General features: G+C 68.4%; 15 protein-coding genes and 4 pseudogenes. 5 read left to right on the top strand and 14 right to left on the bottom strand.

Features of this window, described 5'->3' with window-relative positions; all coding sequences use genetic code 11:
- A complete protein-coding gene (locus tag JEK78_RS08215) occupies positions 1 to 528 on the top strand; it encodes a hypothetical protein (RefSeq protein ID WP_207187887.1) in 528 nt (175 codons plus the stop codon).
- A 59-nt stretch (positions 529 to 587) separates the two neighbouring features.
- Here JEK78_RS08215 and JEK78_RS08210 read toward each other — a convergent pair whose 3' ends face one another.
- The 3 genes and pseudogenes from JEK78_RS08210 to JEK78_RS23260 all read right to left on the bottom strand — a co-directional run.
- The gene (locus tag JEK78_RS08210; protein WP_200263448.1) at positions 588 to 848 is read right to left on the bottom strand and encodes a hypothetical protein; all 261 of its coding nucleotides are present in this window, start codon (positions 846 to 848) and stop codon (positions 588 to 590) included.
- Positions 845 to 2,139: pseudogene (locus tag JEK78_RS08205) on the bottom strand (ISAs1 family transposase). Before JEK78_RS08205 ends, JEK78_RS08210 begins: the two are co-directional and overlap by 4 nt.
- Positions 2,140 to 2,362: 223 nt before the next feature.
- Positions 2,363 to 3,328, bottom strand: a pseudogene (locus JEK78_RS23260) (IS701 family transposase); the annotation flags it as partial.
- 396 nt (positions 3,329 to 3,724) lie between these two features.
- On the opposite strand from JEK78_RS23260, the gene JEK78_RS08200 reads away from it, so the two are divergent.
- Positions 3,725 to 5,197, top strand: a complete 1,473-nt coding sequence (locus JEK78_RS08200) for an IS66 family transposase (protein WP_200263447.1) — start codon at positions 3,725 to 3,727, stop codon at positions 5,195 to 5,197.
- 107 nt (positions 5,198 to 5,304) lie between these two features.
- Here JEK78_RS08200 and JEK78_RS08195 read toward each other — a convergent pair whose 3' ends face one another.
- The 3 genes from JEK78_RS08195 to JEK78_RS08185 all read right to left on the bottom strand — a co-directional run bounded on the left by JEK78_RS08195 (position 5,305) and on the right by JEK78_RS08185 (position 6,445).
- Positions 5,305 to 5,457, bottom strand: a complete 153-nt coding sequence (locus tag JEK78_RS08195; protein WP_200263446.1) for an integrase — start codon at positions 5,455 to 5,457, stop codon at positions 5,305 to 5,307.
- A 503-nt stretch (positions 5,458 to 5,960) separates the two neighbouring features.
- Complete coding sequence (locus tag JEK78_RS08190; RefSeq protein ID WP_200263445.1) at positions 5,961 to 6,206, bottom strand: hypothetical protein; 246 nt, start codon at positions 6,204 to 6,206, stop codon at positions 5,961 to 5,963.
- Positions 6,194 to 6,445 (bottom strand): hypothetical protein, encoded by a 252-nt coding sequence (locus JEK78_RS08185; protein WP_200263444.1) that lies wholly within the window; start codon positions 6,443 to 6,445, stop codon positions 6,194 to 6,196. Before JEK78_RS08185 ends, JEK78_RS08190 begins: the two co-directional genes overlap by 13 nt.
- A 276-nt stretch (positions 6,446 to 6,721) precedes the next feature.
- Here JEK78_RS08185 and JEK78_RS08180 point away from each other — a divergent pair, with 276 nt between their 5' ends.
- The 3 genes from JEK78_RS08180 to JEK78_RS08165 all read left to right on the top strand — a co-directional run bounded on the left by JEK78_RS08180 (position 6,722) and on the right by JEK78_RS08165 (position 8,885).
- The gene (locus tag JEK78_RS08180; RefSeq protein WP_200264043.1) at positions 6,722 to 7,441 is read left to right on the top strand and encodes a helix-turn-helix domain-containing protein; all 720 of its coding nucleotides are present in this window, start codon (positions 6,722 to 6,724) and stop codon (positions 7,439 to 7,441) included.
- A 2-nt stretch (positions 7,442 to 7,443) separates the two neighbouring features.
- Positions 7,444 to 7,914, top strand: coding sequence for an NUDIX domain-containing protein (locus JEK78_RS08175; protein WP_200263443.1), 471 nt, complete (start codon positions 7,444 to 7,446; stop codon positions 7,912 to 7,914).
- 557 nt (positions 7,915 to 8,471) lie between these two features.
- Positions 8,472 to 8,885, top strand: coding sequence for an Imm10 family immunity protein (locus tag JEK78_RS08165; protein ID WP_200263441.1), 414 nt, complete (start codon positions 8,472 to 8,474; stop codon positions 8,883 to 8,885).
- A 326-nt stretch (positions 8,886 to 9,211) separates the two neighbouring features.
- On the opposite strand, the pseudogene JEK78_RS23255 reads toward JEK78_RS08165, so the two are convergent.
- The 8 genes and pseudogenes from JEK78_RS23255 to JEK78_RS08125 form a co-directional block, all read right to left on the bottom strand.
- Positions 9,212 to 9,406, bottom strand: a pseudogene (locus tag JEK78_RS23255) (IS4 family transposase); the annotation flags it as partial.
- 142 nt (positions 9,407 to 9,548) lie between these two features.
- Positions 9,549 to 10,478: an IS3 family transposase gene (locus tag JEK78_RS08155; protein ID WP_200263439.1), complete on the bottom strand. Its 930-nt coding sequence runs from the start codon at positions 10,476 to 10,478 to the stop codon at positions 9,549 to 9,551.
- Positions 10,475 to 10,825, bottom strand: coding sequence for a transposase (locus tag JEK78_RS08150; protein WP_200263438.1), 351 nt, complete (start codon positions 10,823 to 10,825; stop codon positions 10,475 to 10,477). Before JEK78_RS08150 ends, JEK78_RS08155 begins: the two co-directional genes overlap by 4 nt.
- 98 nt (positions 10,826 to 10,923) lie before the next feature.
- On the bottom strand, positions 10,924 to 11,283 hold the full coding sequence (locus JEK78_RS08145) for a hypothetical protein (RefSeq protein ID WP_200263437.1): 360 nt from the start codon (positions 11,281 to 11,283) through the stop codon (positions 10,924 to 10,926).
- A complete protein-coding gene (locus JEK78_RS08140) occupies positions 11,277 to 11,582 on the bottom strand; it encodes a hypothetical protein (protein WP_200263436.1) in 306 nt (101 codons plus the stop codon). The genes JEK78_RS08145 and JEK78_RS08140 overlap by 7 nt, the downstream gene beginning before the upstream one ends.
- Positions 11,583 to 11,719: 137 nt before the next feature.
- Positions 11,720 to 12,916: a helix-turn-helix transcriptional regulator gene (locus JEK78_RS08135; RefSeq protein ID WP_200263435.1), complete on the bottom strand. Its 1,197-nt coding sequence runs from the start codon at positions 12,914 to 12,916 to the stop codon at positions 11,720 to 11,722.
- A 174-nt stretch (positions 12,917 to 13,090) separates the two neighbouring features.
- A pseudogene (locus JEK78_RS08130) lies at positions 13,091 to 13,300 on the bottom strand (NUDIX domain-containing protein); the annotation flags it as partial.
- A gap of 398 nt (positions 13,301 to 13,698) precedes the next feature.
- Complete coding sequence (locus JEK78_RS08125) at positions 13,699 to 15,444, bottom strand: phospholipid carrier-dependent glycosyltransferase (protein ID WP_200263434.1); 1,746 nt, start codon at positions 15,442 to 15,444, stop codon at positions 13,699 to 13,701.
- Between the last annotated feature and the right edge of the window lie 23 nt (positions 15,445 to 15,467).

The raw sequence follows: 15,467 nt of genomic DNA, 5'->3' as shown, positions 1-15,467 counted from the left end.
GTGTCTGTAGCAGAGTTGGCGCGATGGGCAAACGTCTCGTACCCGCAGGCTCCGGGTGAGGTGGACTGGAGCGGCGTCCCTGTAGAGCTTCGCACTCTCCTTCCGGATGATTATCGAGAAATGATCGATACGTTCGGAGGTGGGAGTTTCGACCGGCATATCTGGATTCACTCACCCCGAAAGCAAGGGGAGCCTTACGATCTTGCGTCCTGGGCGGTTGAGCGGGAAACGGCACTGGAGCTTCTCTGGGGCGCTGGGGAAGAGATCCCTCCGGAGGTTAATCGGGAGAATGACAGGCTGATTTCCTGGGCAAGCACCGGTGACGGTGAGTACATCTACTGGGTGGTGCCCAAGGAGGGCTCCTTTCCGGCCGGTCGGCGAATTGCAGTCCAAGATTATGACGGGGACTGGGAATTCTTTGATTTGTCGAGCACTGAGTTCTTGCTCCGATGGATCAATGGAGAACTCGATACGAATTTGATCTCTAGTGCATTTGCGGAGTTCGAGAACTCGTTTACTCGCTACTGAGTCTCGGTAGAGTGAGCGACCGCAAAGTACAAAGCCGCCCGGTACTACAGCCGGTGTTGTCACGGTGGGTGTTCTCGTCGGTGGTAGTGGCTGATGCGGGCTTGTGTCTGGTGTCGTCGGCGCCAGCGGTTCCAGTGCAGGGCGAGCCAGGTCCTGGCGGCGCGGGCGGGGGCCAGGACGATCCGGTCGTACATGCGGCGGATCTCGTTCAGGGACAGCGGGACGACGGCGGCCTCTTCCTCGTTGGTCGGGTCGGTGTGCTCAGGGGGTGGGGTGGCGTCAGGGCCCCGGCGAGTGCCTGGATCGTCCGGTTTGATCATGTGATGCCGTAGAGGGCGAGGACGCGGGGGCGTTCGGTGTGGGCTCGTCGTCCGGCGGCGGTGTTGACATAGCCGGCGAGCTTGAGCGCGCTGCGGATCAGGTCGCGCAGGGCAGCGAGTACGGCGGGCGTGTTGTGGGTCCTGACCTGGGACTTGTCCTCGTTGAAGGTGACATCTCGGCACCAGTGGACGGTGTTTTCCACCGTCCAGTGCCCGCGAGCCCAGGACGCGATCTCGGCTGCGTTCGCTTCCTCGGCGGGCAGGTCGGTGATGGCGTAGACGGTCTCGCTGGACCACTTCTTGGCCCCGTAGAGACGGCGACGGCGCTGGATCCGCAGGACCTGGGCCGCGTGGGGGAAGAGCAGGCCGTTGACGGTGACGACCTGGACGAGACGCTGTTCGTGACGGCCGTGGCCGCGGGCGTCGTCGCGGTGGATGACGGGGATCTCCTTCCAGGGCAGGGCGTGGAGTTGACGGGCCTGGCCGCGCTGGTTGTTCTTGATGGTCAGCAGGTAGTGAGCGCCGCGTTCGTGCAGGTAGGTGGCGTGGTCGCGCTGGGCGTGGAGGGCATCGGCGGTCACGACCACCCCGCGAGATCCGCGTCGTCGATTCTGTCGAGCAAGGGCTGGAACTCGGGGATTTCGTTGGTCTTCGCGCCGATCTCGCGGGAGGCGAGCGTGACACCGTCGCCGTGGCGGACGGCGGACAGGACGAAGACCCGGCTGCCGTCCGGGCGCCTGGCGCCCCGCAGGCACTTGCCGTCCACCGCGATCGCCCGCCGCCGGATCCGTACCGGCCCGGCATGGGCGGCCGCCCGGTGGGCCCGGCGCTGTTAACGCTCGGTGCCACCGTCGGGCATGACCGGCTCCGGCCGGCGGGGCTGTGCGGACAGCAAGGGCCGCAGGTAGTCGTAAGCCGCCGCACAGATCTCACCGTGATCCAGGCGTCCCAGGACGCTGCGGAGGGTCTTCTCGCTCGGCACCCGGTAGCGGCCGAGGAGCGGGTGGTAGGGCAGGCCGAAGGCGGCCAGTTCCTCCGGCGTCGCACGTCGGCACCACTCCGCCGCCGCGGTGATCGAGTCGTGGCCGGACGGGGTCATCGCGCAGACCATCAGGGCCAGCAGTGAGGAGAGCCGGTAGCGCACCCCGCAAGTCCCTCTCGGGTCGGTGACCGACTCGAACTCGGCGACCAGGCGGCGGACTTGGTCCTTGGCGGCCCCCTCGCCAAGGGCTTCCAGGCGGGGCACCGCGCAAGCGGGGGCAGCGACAGGGGATGATGGAGGAACGAACACGGCACCTTCGTGGATCTTGAAGCGTAGAGAACTCCATGATCCACAGGTGCCGTGTTCGCCTGCTTCCGGGGCCCACCACCGAGATCAACACCCCAAGCTGGGGCAATTCAGGCACTCGCCGGGGCCCTGGGTGGCAGGGGCGTATGCGTCGGCTCCGCACGTCGGCGAGGAAGGCCAGGGCGAGCATGCATACGGTGGTCTGCCGGTACCAGGAACACCATTTGCGTACTTCGTGCTGGTCGAAGCCGACCTCGTTCTTCGCCGCTTGAAAAGTCTCCTCGACCATCCATCGCTGACCAGCGGCGGTCACCAGCTCGGCCAGAGTGGTGCCGGGGGCGTGGTGGCACAGGAAGTAGGCCACCTCGCGGACGAGTTCACCGTTCGTGTTCTTCTTGTTCGGCACGGTGGAGCGGCGGATCAGCAGGGTCCGTGCCAGGCCATGAGGGGTGTCGGCCAGGTCGACGACGGCGAAGTCGTAGGCGCGCGGGCCTTTGGCGCCGTCCGCGCACGAGCGGCGCTCCATCAATGCTTCGGGCACCCTCGCCCACAGCTGCCGCGCTTCTTGGGTACGGCCGTCGGCCAGCGGCAGCACCTCGTTCTTCGGGATCGCCATCACGTAGCGGACCTGGTGTTCTTCCAGCCAGGCGCGCAGGGACCGCGAGCCGCCGTAGAGCTCGTCGGCCAGGAAGTAGGTGAAGGGCACCCCGGCCGCGAGGGCGCGCTCGACCATGCGCCGGGCCAGCTCCGGCTTGGTCACCACCGTGCGGGCCCGCTCCTCGGGCACCCCGGCCTCCTCGCAGCGTCGGCGGTGTTCCTCGCTACGGCCCACCCAGTGCTGCCCGGCGTACAGCTCCCGGTCGATGATCGCCCGCCCGCGCGAGGATCCGTAGGAGAGGTGCACGCTGACCTGGGCGTTCTCGACCTGTCCGGTGACGCCGGTGTACTGGCGGGCCACCCCGGCGCTCTTGGTGCCCTTCTTGATGTCGCCGGTCTCGTCCGCGATCAGCACCGCGTCCTCGGCCCGCAGCGAGTCCACCACGAACTCCCGTACCCGGTCGCGCAGTTCGTCGGCGTCCCAGGACGCGCGGGCCAGGAAGTCCTGCAACCGGTCCGGCGAGGCATGCCCGGCCGCCTCCGCGACCTGCCACATGTTCTTGCGCGGCACGTCCGACAGCAGTCCGCGCACCATCGCCCGCAGATTCTCCCGCGACGCCGGCCGGCAGAACACATCGTCCACCGACGCGCACAACGCCTCCAGATCCGCATCCCAGGACCGAACCTCGTCCGCGGTCAACTCATCACGCCGGACCAGACCCGGCGGCAGCATCAGCCCCATGAACCACCAACGAGTCCGATCACCGTCACGTCACGTGAACAACCGGCTGTAGTACCGGTACGGGCGCACCTTCATGAAGATCGGCCGGTTCGAGCTGCCGACCTTGGCTCCGTAGCGTTCCGCCCAGGACGCATCGGACAACGGGGCGAGCCAGTCCGGTACTGCTGCGTAAGCATTCAGAAGGTCGGTCGTGCGTCCGTCTCTTGACGATGTGACAGGTGCGGGGTGGGTGCGGCAGGATCTGTGGTCGTGTCGTCTGCTCTGGAGTCTGCGTCGCGTGAGGATCTCCTCGCGCTGATCGGGCTGCTCCAGAGGCAGGTGGCGGCCGCAGAGACGCGGGCGGAAGCGGCAGAGGCGCGGGCGGCCGAACTCGCGGTGGCCAATGAGCGGTTGACCGCTCGGGTGGCGGAGCTGGAGCGATGTCTTGGCCGGAACTCGGGGAATTCCTCGATGCCGCCGTCCAGCGACACCTTCGGGCGGCCGGAGAAGAAGACAGCGCCCGGGAGCGGGCGCAAGCGGGGCCGTCAGCCGGGTGCGGGCGGAGCCGGTCTGGCCATGGTCGCTGTGCCCGACGTCACCGAGGACCATGTTCCGGTGGCCTGCAGCGGCTGCGGGGGCAGTCTGTCCCCGGATGACAGCATCGGCTTCGAGCGCCGCCAGGTTCGCGACGTCCCGCTGGTCACGGTGACGGTCACCGAGCACCGGGCCCATCGCTGCCGGTGCGTCCGCGGCACGGTGACCGCTGAACCCATGCCCGGCGAGGTCGCCGGATCGCCGTCCTCCTACGGCCCCAGCCTGCGGGCGCTGGCCGTCTACCTCCTGGTCTTCCAGCATGTTCCGGTCGAGCGGACCGCCCGGCTGATCGAGGATGTGACCGGGGCGGAGGTCTCCACCGGCTGGGTCGCCTCCCTGTTGCCCGAGGCCGCCTATCTGGTCACCGACTCGGTGAACCTCATCCGGGCCCCGCTGGTCATGGGGCACATCCCGCACGCGGACGAGACAACCACCCGGATCGGGAGTGTGCGCCGCTGGCTGCACGTGGCCTGCACCGACTTCCTCACCCTCCTGCACCTTGCGCCCCGCTCCCGCGAAGGAGCGGATGCCGGCGGTGTCCTGCCGCACTACCGCGGCGTGCTGATCCACGACGCGCTCTCGCTGTACGCCGGCTACGGCGCCTGCGCCCACCAGCTGTGCGGCGCCCACCTGATCCGCGAACTCACCGTCGCCGAAAAAGACTTCCCCGACCAGAAGTGGCACCAGCAGATCCGCTGGGCCCTGGCCGGCCTGAACCGCCAGGCCATGAGAGTCCGCAAGGGTGAGATCGGCGAGATCGTCCCCGCCGCCCTCCTGCTGTACCGCACAGCCTTCCACCAGGGCATCGCCGTGGGGCTCTCGCTCCACCCCAGGGCCCCGGGCCGGAAACAGAGCCCGGCCCGCAACCTCCTCGAGCGCCTGCGCGACCAGGCCCACGACATCCTCCGCTTCGCGGACGATCTCCGGCACGTGCCGTTCACCAACAACTGCGGCGAACGGGCGCTACGGCCGGTCAAGACCCAGCTGAAGATCTCCGGCTGTCACCAGTCCGAGACAGGGGCCACGGCCTGGCTCCGCGTGCGCTCCTACCTCGACTCCGCCCGCAAGCATGGCCTCGGCGCCTTCGAGGTTATCCACCGCGCCTTCACCGGCAACCTCTGGATGCCATCCATCGCCCAGAACGTCTGACCAGGTACCCTCACACACCGTCACCGATCAGGCCCATTCCTTCTGAATGCGTACCTTCTGCGCGGAGGGGACCCTCGGATCGTTTGACGGCAACGCTGACGGAAACGTCAGCGGACGACGGCTGCGCCGGGTGGTTCGTCGTCGCTGTCGTCAGCCGGTCCGAGGGCGTCGTTGAGGGTGTCGATGGCTTGGCGTTGGAGGCGGAGGCGGACGTGGGCGTAGACGCCGATGCGGGCGTGGCCGAGGAGTTCCTTGATCACAACAAGGGCGCCCCGCTGACGCGGGCCGCCGCGCGCCGGCGGTCGGCGACCGCCGCCCGCTCCTGTCTGCCGCCCCGCTGGCGACGGCCGCCGACCACTCGGCGCGCAGAGCCCGGGAGCGTAGCCGGACCACCAATCGGAAGCCCCCGTCCGACCCCTCAGCAGCAGGCTGGCCGGGCACCTGAGAGGCCGCCCGGCGGGCTCGCGCCGTCCCGGACGCCCATGCTTGCTGCCTGGCTGGGGGCCGTGACGATGGAGATAACGGGGCCGATGCCGGTGCGGGGTTGAGCGAGACACACGTGGCGGGTGGTCGGTCGGCGCGCCCGCCGTCGTGGCTGACTTTCTGTGGCAGAGGCCACAACCCCCACGGCCATGGGCACGGCACGCACGGAGGGCCCGTCCCTGCCGGGGCTGACGAGTGCGGGGAGCCTCGATCGGCTGCGCCCGGCAGAGACGGGAGTCGGGTGGTCAGCGCGGTGCGGCGCCTGGGCGAGCAAGGTGGATCACGTCTGGCGCCAGGTCCGCCAGGGGCGGGTGATGATCTCCCGGTAAGTGTGGTGGGACGGGTTCTGACCGCAGTGCCGCAGCACCCACTCCTGCGGTTCGGCGAAGTCCTCGCTCGGAGGTGAGGTCTCTCCGTCCACGGCGCACTGCATCGCGTACAGGACCGGTTCCGCGTCCGGCTCGCGGTCGGGCTGGAGCGTCCAGGTCTCGTAGCGCAGGACCGAGCGCGGGGTCACCGTCCCCACCTCCGGTTGGCCACGGCCACCTTCGCGCTCAACTCCTCCGTCGGAGTCGGCGTAAGCACGTCTTCGGGTGGCACGTCCCACTCCTGGCCACCGTGCGGTGGCCGAAGCTGCACGTACGGCCCCACATGCCCTATCACCACGCCCACCTTGCCGCTTCGCCGGTCGACCACCAGGGCGCCGGCATCGGGCGAGGCGGTGTGCCCGTCGGCGTCAGGGGTGGGGGCCGTCATCGTGACCACCCCGGCGAGGCGGCGCGGGGCCGGGCGACCAGTCGCAGGGCGGGAACACGTGGGGTGGCGCTCATTCGCACGGTGACGCTCCTCGGCGGCGTTGATGCGTGTGCCCCTTGGGCCTGTTGGTGCCGCAGGGTTGGCACCGATCCTCACGCCGGTCACCGGGACGAAGGAACCTCCACCAAACCCCACTTCGGGACGTCCCGCACCGTGTAGAACGTCCCTCGTGCCGTCCTGGGACGAAGGGGGAGACTCGTGCCGAACGAGAGACTACGAGCCGTCATGGCGGCGGGAGGCTGGACGTACGCCGCACTCGCTCAGCAGGTCGAGGTTGACCCCAAGTCGGTCGAGCGCTGGGTGAACCTCAGGCGTACCCCACGTCGTGCCACAGCCCTCCAGGCGGCCAAGGCCCTGGGAGAAGACGTGCACGCACTCTGGCCGGCGCTCCGTCAGGCCCGCCCCGCTCGCGCCATCAGCCCTGAACTGGTCGCGCTCTACGAGCAGCGGGCCGACCTCCCCGTCTCGACGTTCACCGACCTGATGGCCCAGGCCCGGGAGCGGATCGACATCCTCGTCTACGCGGCCGTCTTCCTCCACGAGGCATACCCGCGGCTGAACGAACTCCTCACCGAACGCGCCGCCGAAGGCTGCACCGTCCGCATCGCGATCGGAGACGCCGACAGCGGCAACGTCCAAGCCCGCGGCCAAGAGGAGCGGTTCGGGCACGGCATCGAATCCCGCTGCCGCCTCGCACTCATGCACTACAAGCCGCTCGCCGACACCCCCGGCATCGAAGTCCGCACCCACAGCACCACGCTCTACAACTCCCTCTACCGCGCCGACGACCAGCAACTCGTCAACGCACACGTCTGGGGCGTCAACGCGTACGCCGCCCCCGTATGGCATCTTCGGCGACATGAGACAGGCGGCATGTTCGATACCTATGCCGAGAGCTTCGACGCGGTGTGGGCGACCGCGACCCCCGTACGAGAGGAAGGCTGACCGTGGCCCGCAGCGAGTACTACGACGACCCGAACGCCCCCAAGCCGAACAGCATGGTCGTCGCCGCCTCCGCCGTCGTCACCGACGACCACGGCCGCATCCTCCTCCAGCGCCGCCGCGACAACGACCTGTGGGCGCTGCCCGGCGGAGGAATGGACCTCACCGACTCCCTGCCAGGCACGGCAGTCCGCGAAGTCAAAGAAGAGACCGGCCTGGACGTCGAGATCACCGGCCTGGTCGGCACCTACACCGATCCGAAACACATCATCGCCTACACCGATGGCGAGGTCCGCCGCCAGTTCAACGTCTGCTTCACCGCCCGCATCACCGGCGGTCAGTTGGCTATCTCCGACGAGTCCACCGAACTCCGGTTCGTACAGCCGGAAGAGATCGAGCAGTTGCCGATGCACCACACCCAACGGCTCAGGCTCCAACACTTCCTGGAACAGCGCGAGAAGCCGTACCTGGGCTGAACCGTCTGACGGCAGTAGCGACGGCAACAACCCCGCACAACCACGGACGCCCACGCACTTCACCGGACCAGCAAACCGCACTTGAGCTGCGAAAAAGCAGGTCGAAGGCTTCGCGTAGCACACGTACTATGTGCTGGCGGGGGCCACGCCGGTCCTTGTTCATAACACTGGCGGCAACGGCCACATGTGCGATATCTCTGTGACGTCATCAGACGGAAGCACGAGTGATATCTCGCTTGAAAGCGGCGATATGACGCCTGAAGAGGCGGGGCTTGGGTATCCAAATAATGCAGCTTTCACGCATACCGAGCACCGGTTCTCGCGGATGGCTGGTGCCTCTACAGGGCCGAAGGTTTCACTCCCGAATGACCCGTTCGCCGGCAAGTTCCCTTTGAGTGCTGGTGATTCGGTTGGGATGCAAGGCCAACTCCCCCCTTGTTCGCGATGCAAGGGTGCGATGAATCGCATGGTCAACGAGTTGGGAGTGTCGGTCACGTATGAATGGTCCGGCGCCAAGGGGGCTGGGTCAGGACAGCTGGAAGGAGGAGGCGCTAACAATGAGATTGACCGCCGCAGAGGTTGGGTTCTTCGAGGATTACGAGGGCGAAGAGGCCCTTGAGGTGGGCGTTGCCGGGGTGGATGAGTCCGGTGTCCAGAGATCATTCTCAATCCAGCGATCCACGTACGAACCGGATGAGCAGGAAATTCCATCTGGAATGGATTCCTACAACGTCTCTACTGAGCGAGGCTTCACCGTATACGGATGCCTGCGGAGCGTGCGACTCTCCGACCGGGTTCTGACGCTGGAATTCACTGACGAGGATGCGGAGATTCTTGAGATCTCAACGCCCGTTGAAGTGAACCTGAGTGAGGTTGAGATGGGTGTGGAAAATCTCCCTCGGAAACTTCGCGAGATTCTGGACTGGGGCTCTCCCGAGAAGCGACCGGATTTGATTGGGTTGGACGTTTAGCGGGTCTTCGAATTTAGTCGGGGAGGGGTGTCCGTCGGTCGGGCAGCCGGTTTGCGGAGCGTGACTGCCGGGTGAGGGTCCAGGCCCAATGCCACGTAGCGTAAGTTGATCAGGCTGTCCGGGTGGCCTGCTCTGGCAGGTTGACCAGGCGTACGGTGGGTGGCCCGGCGTGGCGGACGCCTCGGTCGCCGGGTCGTTTGGCAGGGAAGCGGCTGCGTCGTACGCGTTTTACCTTGCGGGGGTAACTGCGTTGGCGCCGTGGGGGGTTGAGGTGGCGTTTGCGGGTGATCTCGTGCTGGATCTCGGTGACCGCGGCGGTCAGGTCCTCAGGGGGAAACGGCCGCCGGATCGGCGATCCGGCGGCGCACGATCCGCAGCGTGCGGGTGGGGCTGAGCCGGTCGGGGTCGAGCCCGGCCTCCGAGGCCGCCCGGCACATCAGAGCGGCGAGGGTGTACTGCGTCAGCAGCAGCCCGAACACCTCCTGTTCGACCAGCTCGGGGCTCTTGGAGCGCAGCATCCGGCCGACCGGGTCGAGCAGCTCCTTCAAGATCTTGTTGGCGGTCTCGTGCTCCCACCGCTCGGCATAGGTGTGTGCCAGCAGGGGCGCGGGATGGGCGGCGGGGTCGGTGAGTGTCAATCCCCTGGTTTCGTATAGACCTCTCCTATGCGGCCTGGCACCTCTGGTCGCTCTTCTTGCGTGCTTCGGTGATGCTCCGTTCGAACTCCTCCGGCGGCAGGCCGCCGGCCGCGCTGTGCCTGCGTCGTGGGTTGTGGAACCCGGTAATCCAGGTGGCGATCTTCAGGCGGGCCTCGGTGCGGGTGGCGAACCGGTGCCGGTGGATGTACTCGACCTTGATCAGCGAGTTGAACGACTCCGCGGCGGCGTTGTCCAGCGCGGAGCCCACCCGCCCCATGGACTGCACCACGCCCAGGCGGTCACACAGGGTGTTGTACGCCTCTGACGTGTACTCACTTCCCCTGTCGCTGTGGAAGATCGTCCCGTCCCTTCGGCCACCGCGCGTGGCTGTGGCCATCTTCAACGACGCCTCGACCAGGGCCGCGTCATGGTGCTCGCCCATGGCATAGCCGAGGCAACGGCGCGAGAACGCGTCGATGACCGTGGCCAGATAGATCTTGCCCTCGCCGGTCTCGATCTCCGTCATGTCGCCGTACCAGAGAACGTCCGGGGCCACCGCGTCGAAACGGCGATTCACCAGGTCAGGGGCAGCCTTCCGCTTGCCCTGCCGGGTCGGCGACCGTCGCCTGGGCGGCTTGCGACCCCGCAGACCGAGCCCGGCCATGATCTCCGCGACCGTGTTCACCGACACCTGCCAGCCCTCCGCCCACAGGACCCAAGTGATCCTCGGCGAGCCGTAGGTACCGCCGGACTCCGTGAAGAAGTGGATGATCCGCTCCTCCAGCCTCGCCCTCCTGACCTCGCGTTTCGTCGGCTCGTCGGGACGCCGGCGCCACTTGTGGAACCATGCCTCGCTCACCCCGACCACCCGGCAGGACACCCGGTGCGGGACGCCATGCCCGACCCTCTGGTTACCGATGAAGGCGACCACCGCCTCCGGAGCGTTCTCGGTCACTTCACCCAGAGGGCCATGCATCGCTTGAAGACATCACGCTCCATCTCCAGCTCCCGGATCCGCTTGTTCTTCTCCCCGATCTCCCGACGCAGCCGCTCCAGCTCGGCGCGCTCGGCCTCCCGCACCCGACCGCCACCCCCACCGCCACTGGCAGCTGCCGGTTGTACGGGCCGGTCCGAGGACGTCGTCCCGTTGCGCCGCCACCGCGACACCCAGCTGTGCAGCGTGCCCGGGTTGATGCCGAGTTCCCCGGCGACCTCCCCGGCCGGCCTCCCGGTCTCGACCACGATGCGCACCGCGCCCTCACGGAACTCGACGTCGTACGGCGGCTTCTTCTTGGACCCCATGAATCCCAACTTCCCCTGCAATCACGGGCTCCACGCTACGAGGGGATGGTCATGAGTGCTGTTCGTGCGAAATGCGGATGCGTGCGGCGGTGCGCAGGTCAGATGCGTTGTGTGGGTTGGAGGGGGTCCGACGGGTCGTCCTCGTCGTCGAAGGCGTCGAGGTCCTCGTAGGCCGGTGCGGGAAGACGCTCTCCTCGGCTTACCGCGATTCGGTGCACATGGGTCAGCGCCTCGGTCAACCGGACGGCCAGCAGATGCAGTTCACCCGGCGTCCACTGACGCCCGTCCAGAACGCGTTGGGCCTCCTGGAGGAGTTCACCAGCCAGACCGAGCTGGGCCGACTCCATGTCGTCCGCGAGACGGGACAGGTACCCTGTGCCGTCGCCCGCGAGCCGGCACGGCTTGCCCTCCGGCCCGGTCCAGGGCAGCAGACGCGGCTGACCCGCTGTGCTCACCACGCCCGGGACTCCACTCCGTTGATCAGCTGGGCAACGGTGTCGACGCCATGCACGGCCATCCGCACTACGGGGCGCTGTGCCCGTCGGCGCTCTCGCTCCAGGCGCTCGTGCGTGACCGGGTACGGGCGGACCAGTCCGATCTGCTCACCTCGCGGTGCCGGGGAAGCCGATGCGCGGGACAGGCGCGCGGTCGGAGCTTCCATGCGGGGGACGGCGGATGGCTGATCTGGGCTGCGATGGCGGCCAGGCGCGGGCAACAGCAGCCGCGGCTCGAAGATGCGGACGATGAAGTGCGGCACGTTGACGCTCCTTGTCGGCGTTGGCCAGGCCCCTGATCGTTCGCCTGATCGCGGAGGCTCTGACGAGACGTCAGTCTGGCGACCGGCGCCGAACGGCGGTTGCACTGAGAAGTGCAACCGCTCTTGCCCGCGATCTGTTAGATGCCGACCCACTCCGCGTACCGCGCCAGTGAGTCGCTTCGCGCCCGTTCCCGCCGCTTCAGCGCCAGCACGGTCTCCCGGACGGTCGGGTGGTAGCGCGTCTGCTGCGGGGCGATGCGCCGAGCCCGGTGCAGGCAGTCCAGAGCCTGCTCCGGGTCGCCCGTCCAGGCATGAGACCGGCCGAGGTCCATCCAGTGGTGCCCAGCCCGGGAACGGGTCCAGCCGCGCGGAATGTGTACGTCCTCCGCGAGTTCGATCGCCCGCTCGCAGTCATCCATCTCGGAAGCGATGGCCACGGCGTGTACACCGACATTGGTCGGCCCCCAGGTGACGCCGAAGTCGGGCAGTTCACCTGTGGTTCGCGCGAGTGCTCGGGCCTCGGCCATGCGGGCGTCCGCGAGACCCCGGTCCTTCATCCGCCCCGCGATCACGGCAGCCCGCAGCTGCATCACGCCCCGCATCGCCTCAAGGCCCTCCGGGCGGCGCGCGTCCTGCCCGTCGAGGTCGCGCAGAGCCCGGTCGATGACCCGGATACCCAGGTCATAGCGGCCGGAAGACATCGTGGTCTGCGCACGCAGGTAGGCGTGCATCGCAGCCAGGCCCGGATCGTCGGCCCGCGGGGCGGTCCACGCCAGACGGTCCAGCGCGACGGTCGCCAGATCGATGTATCCGAAGTTCCACGCCACGGTGAACACACACCGGAAAGTCCCTGCCAGACACTCGTAGGTCAGCCGCTGCTCTTCGCCGGTACTGGTGTGCACCGCGTGTACCGACTCCTCGATCAGTGCCGGCAGATCGCGCACCATGTCCGTGTACTGCGCCTGTCGACGCCGCACCAGGGCACGCCGCACGTCAGACCGGATCAAGGCAGCCGGACGGGGAGCCGTCTCCCAGTCGAGAGCGATGTCCCAGTTCTCCATGCCCTCACGGATCGGCTGAATCAGTGCGTCCATCCGGTCCCGGCGCAGCTCCTCGGCGTACGGCTGCCCCAGCAGATCAGAAGTGGAGACCCCCAGGGCGCGGGCACAGGCGGCGACAAGAGCCGGCGAGGCGGGCTTCTGCCCGCATTCCACCTTCGACAACAGCGACTTCGACACGTGAGACCGCATCGCCAGGCCCTGCTGTGTCAGGCCGCGCTGCTTCCGGATCCGGGCGATCCGAGCGCCTGTGTGCTCCTCGATGCTCTGCGACACGGCGAACTCCGTTCTGCGGCGACACCCGGACGGTACCCCCACCACGCCATCCCGGATCATCCAGACAACGATCACCCCAGATGGCCACAGGCCCGCATCCACCGGTCCCGTGCGGCGCGGCAATCGAGGCGGTCGGCTCCGCGCGCCTTACCCGATCCCCGTTCTGATGCTCTGGCCGCCGGGGATGGCACGTTCCGCAGCGGGGATCACTCGGGAGTCCACGCCCAGCAGACGCTCGACCACCGCGTCGAACGGATCCTCCGCGTGCTCGACTCCACCCCCCGGAAGAGTCCAGTTGCTCTCACCTTTCGGTGGCACGTGACGGGCGAGCAGTACTCGCTCGGCCTCGATGCACACGGCGTACGACGCCGGCCGGAAACTCATCGCTCCCAGACCTCCCACCGGACGCCGTCCCGACATCCGGGATCCCCTCGGCGCCACAGTACGGGAAGCGGATCCGGATCGACTTCCCGCGCCCGGAGCCACTTCGGTTCCGTGCGGTGGAGCCCGGAGCGGTGCTTCCCGACAGGCGGGGGGAGTTGGGCCGTGACGAGGGTGGACGGCGGCGGGCTCGCCGCCCGCCTCCGCACTGGTGAGGGCGGCGGTGGCCACGGCACGACCCGGACCCCGGACAGGTTCTGCCGTCGCGTGTCGGGGGCGCTTCCCCGAGCCTCGACACGCCGGACGGCCCACTCGTGAAGGCCGGGGCTACCGGGACTATTCGCGGTGCACCGGGCTCAGGCCGGTGGTGAAGCGAATCTGAGCTTGGGCCGGGGAGGATGTCAAACCCAGGTGTCCAGCCACATCCGTGCCCGCCAGTCCTCGATCGGGATGGCGGTGCCGGTGTAGAGCGGCCAGAAGTAGACGAAGTTCCACATGATCAGCAGGACCAGCACCCCCGCCGCGACCGCTCCCGCCGTCCGCCGGGCGTGGTTCGAGCCGGGCCTGCCGACCAGCGCCCCGAGGAGCATGGCCACCGCCAGGCACAGGAAGGGCACGAACACCACGGCGTAGAAGAGGAAGATGGTGCGCTCCTGGTAGAAGAGCCAGGGCAGGTAGCCCGCCGCCACACCGCAGGCGATGGCGCCCGCCCGCCAGTCGCGTCGGAAGGCCCACCGCCACACCACGTACACCAGCGCCACGCAGCCGAGCCACCACAGCATCGGGGTGCCCATCGCCAGGACCTCGCGGGCGCACTTCTCGCCCGCGTCCAGTGGACACCCGTCCACCCCGGGGGCGGGGGACTCGTAGAAGTAGGAGACCGGGCGGCCGAGGACCAGCCAGCTCCAGGGGTTGGACTGGTAGGTGTGCGGCGAGGTCAGGCTGGTGTGGAAGTCGAGTACCTGCGTCTCGTAGTGCCACAGGCCGCGCGCCCAGTCGGGGAACAGCCAGGACCAGGAGCCGCCCTTGCCCTCGGTGGACGCCCAGTCGCGGTAGTAGCCGCCCGAGCCGTCCGAGGGCGACAGGATCCACCCCAGCCAGGACACGGTGTAGGTGAACAGGGCGACCGGCACCGTCGACAGGAAGGCCGGGGCCAGGTCGCGGCGGAGGACGGCCACCCTCGGCCGGGGCGCGCCGGCGACGCGTCGCGCCCCCACGTCCCAGAGCACGGCCATGACGCAGAACGCCGCCATGATGTAGAGGGCGTTCCACTTGGTGCCGATGGCCAGACCCAGCATCAACCCGGCGGCCCAGCGCCAGGGCCGGGCTCCGAGGCGGGTGGTCGTCGCGACGCGCGCGTCGGGGCGCACGTGCCCGTCGGCGTCCTCGGGCAGGGCGGCGGCCAGCCGTTCGCGAGCACGGTCGCGGTCGACCAGCAGGCAGCCGAAGGCGGCCAGCACGAAGAAGACCAGGACGCTGTCGAGCAGCGCGGTCCGGCTCATCACGAACGCCAGCCCGTCCACGGCCAGCAGGGTGCCCGCGAGGCAGCCCAGGAACGTCGACCGGAAGAGTCGGCGTCCGATCCGGCACAGCAACAGCACCGACAGGGTGCCGAGCAGCGCCGTCATGAAACGCCAGCCGAACGGATCGAAGCCGAACAGCCACTCGCCCAGGCCGATGACGTACTTGCCGATCGGCGGGTGGACGACGTAGGCCGCGTCGACCGGCACGGGGACGTCGCCGCCGGACCCCAGGATCAGGGCGTTCGCTTCCTTGTCCCAGTTGACCTCGTATCCGCGCCGGATCAGTGCCCAGGCGTCCTTGGCGTAGTACGTCTCGTCGAATATCACCGCGTGCGGGCTGCCCAGTCGCCAGAACCGCAGCACGCCGGCCAGCAGTGTCACCAGCAGCGGCCCCACCCATGCCGACCAGCGCGCGGCCCGGTCGGCCCCGGCTCCCGACAGGCCGAACATCGCCCACACCCGGGGGCCCGATCGCGCGTACGGCGGCACCAGGCGTTCGCGGACTCCCGTGTCGGCCTGCCGCCCCTGGTGGCCGAAGCGGCGCAGCCGCCGCTGCCAGGCGGACGCGTCCGGGTGCGGGGCCGGATCCTTCCGGGTGTCGGTCGACGACGCGGTACTGGTCACCGCGCCATCGTAGGGAACGCTTC

Origin of the sequence: Streptomyces sp. HSG2 (assembly GCF_016598575.1) — a bacterium.
Taxonomy (GTDB): Bacteria; Actinomycetota; Actinomycetes; order Streptomycetales; family Streptomycetaceae; genus Streptomyces.
Note: the sequence above shows the minus strand (reverse complement) of the source record. Positions and strands in the feature narration are given on the sequence as shown.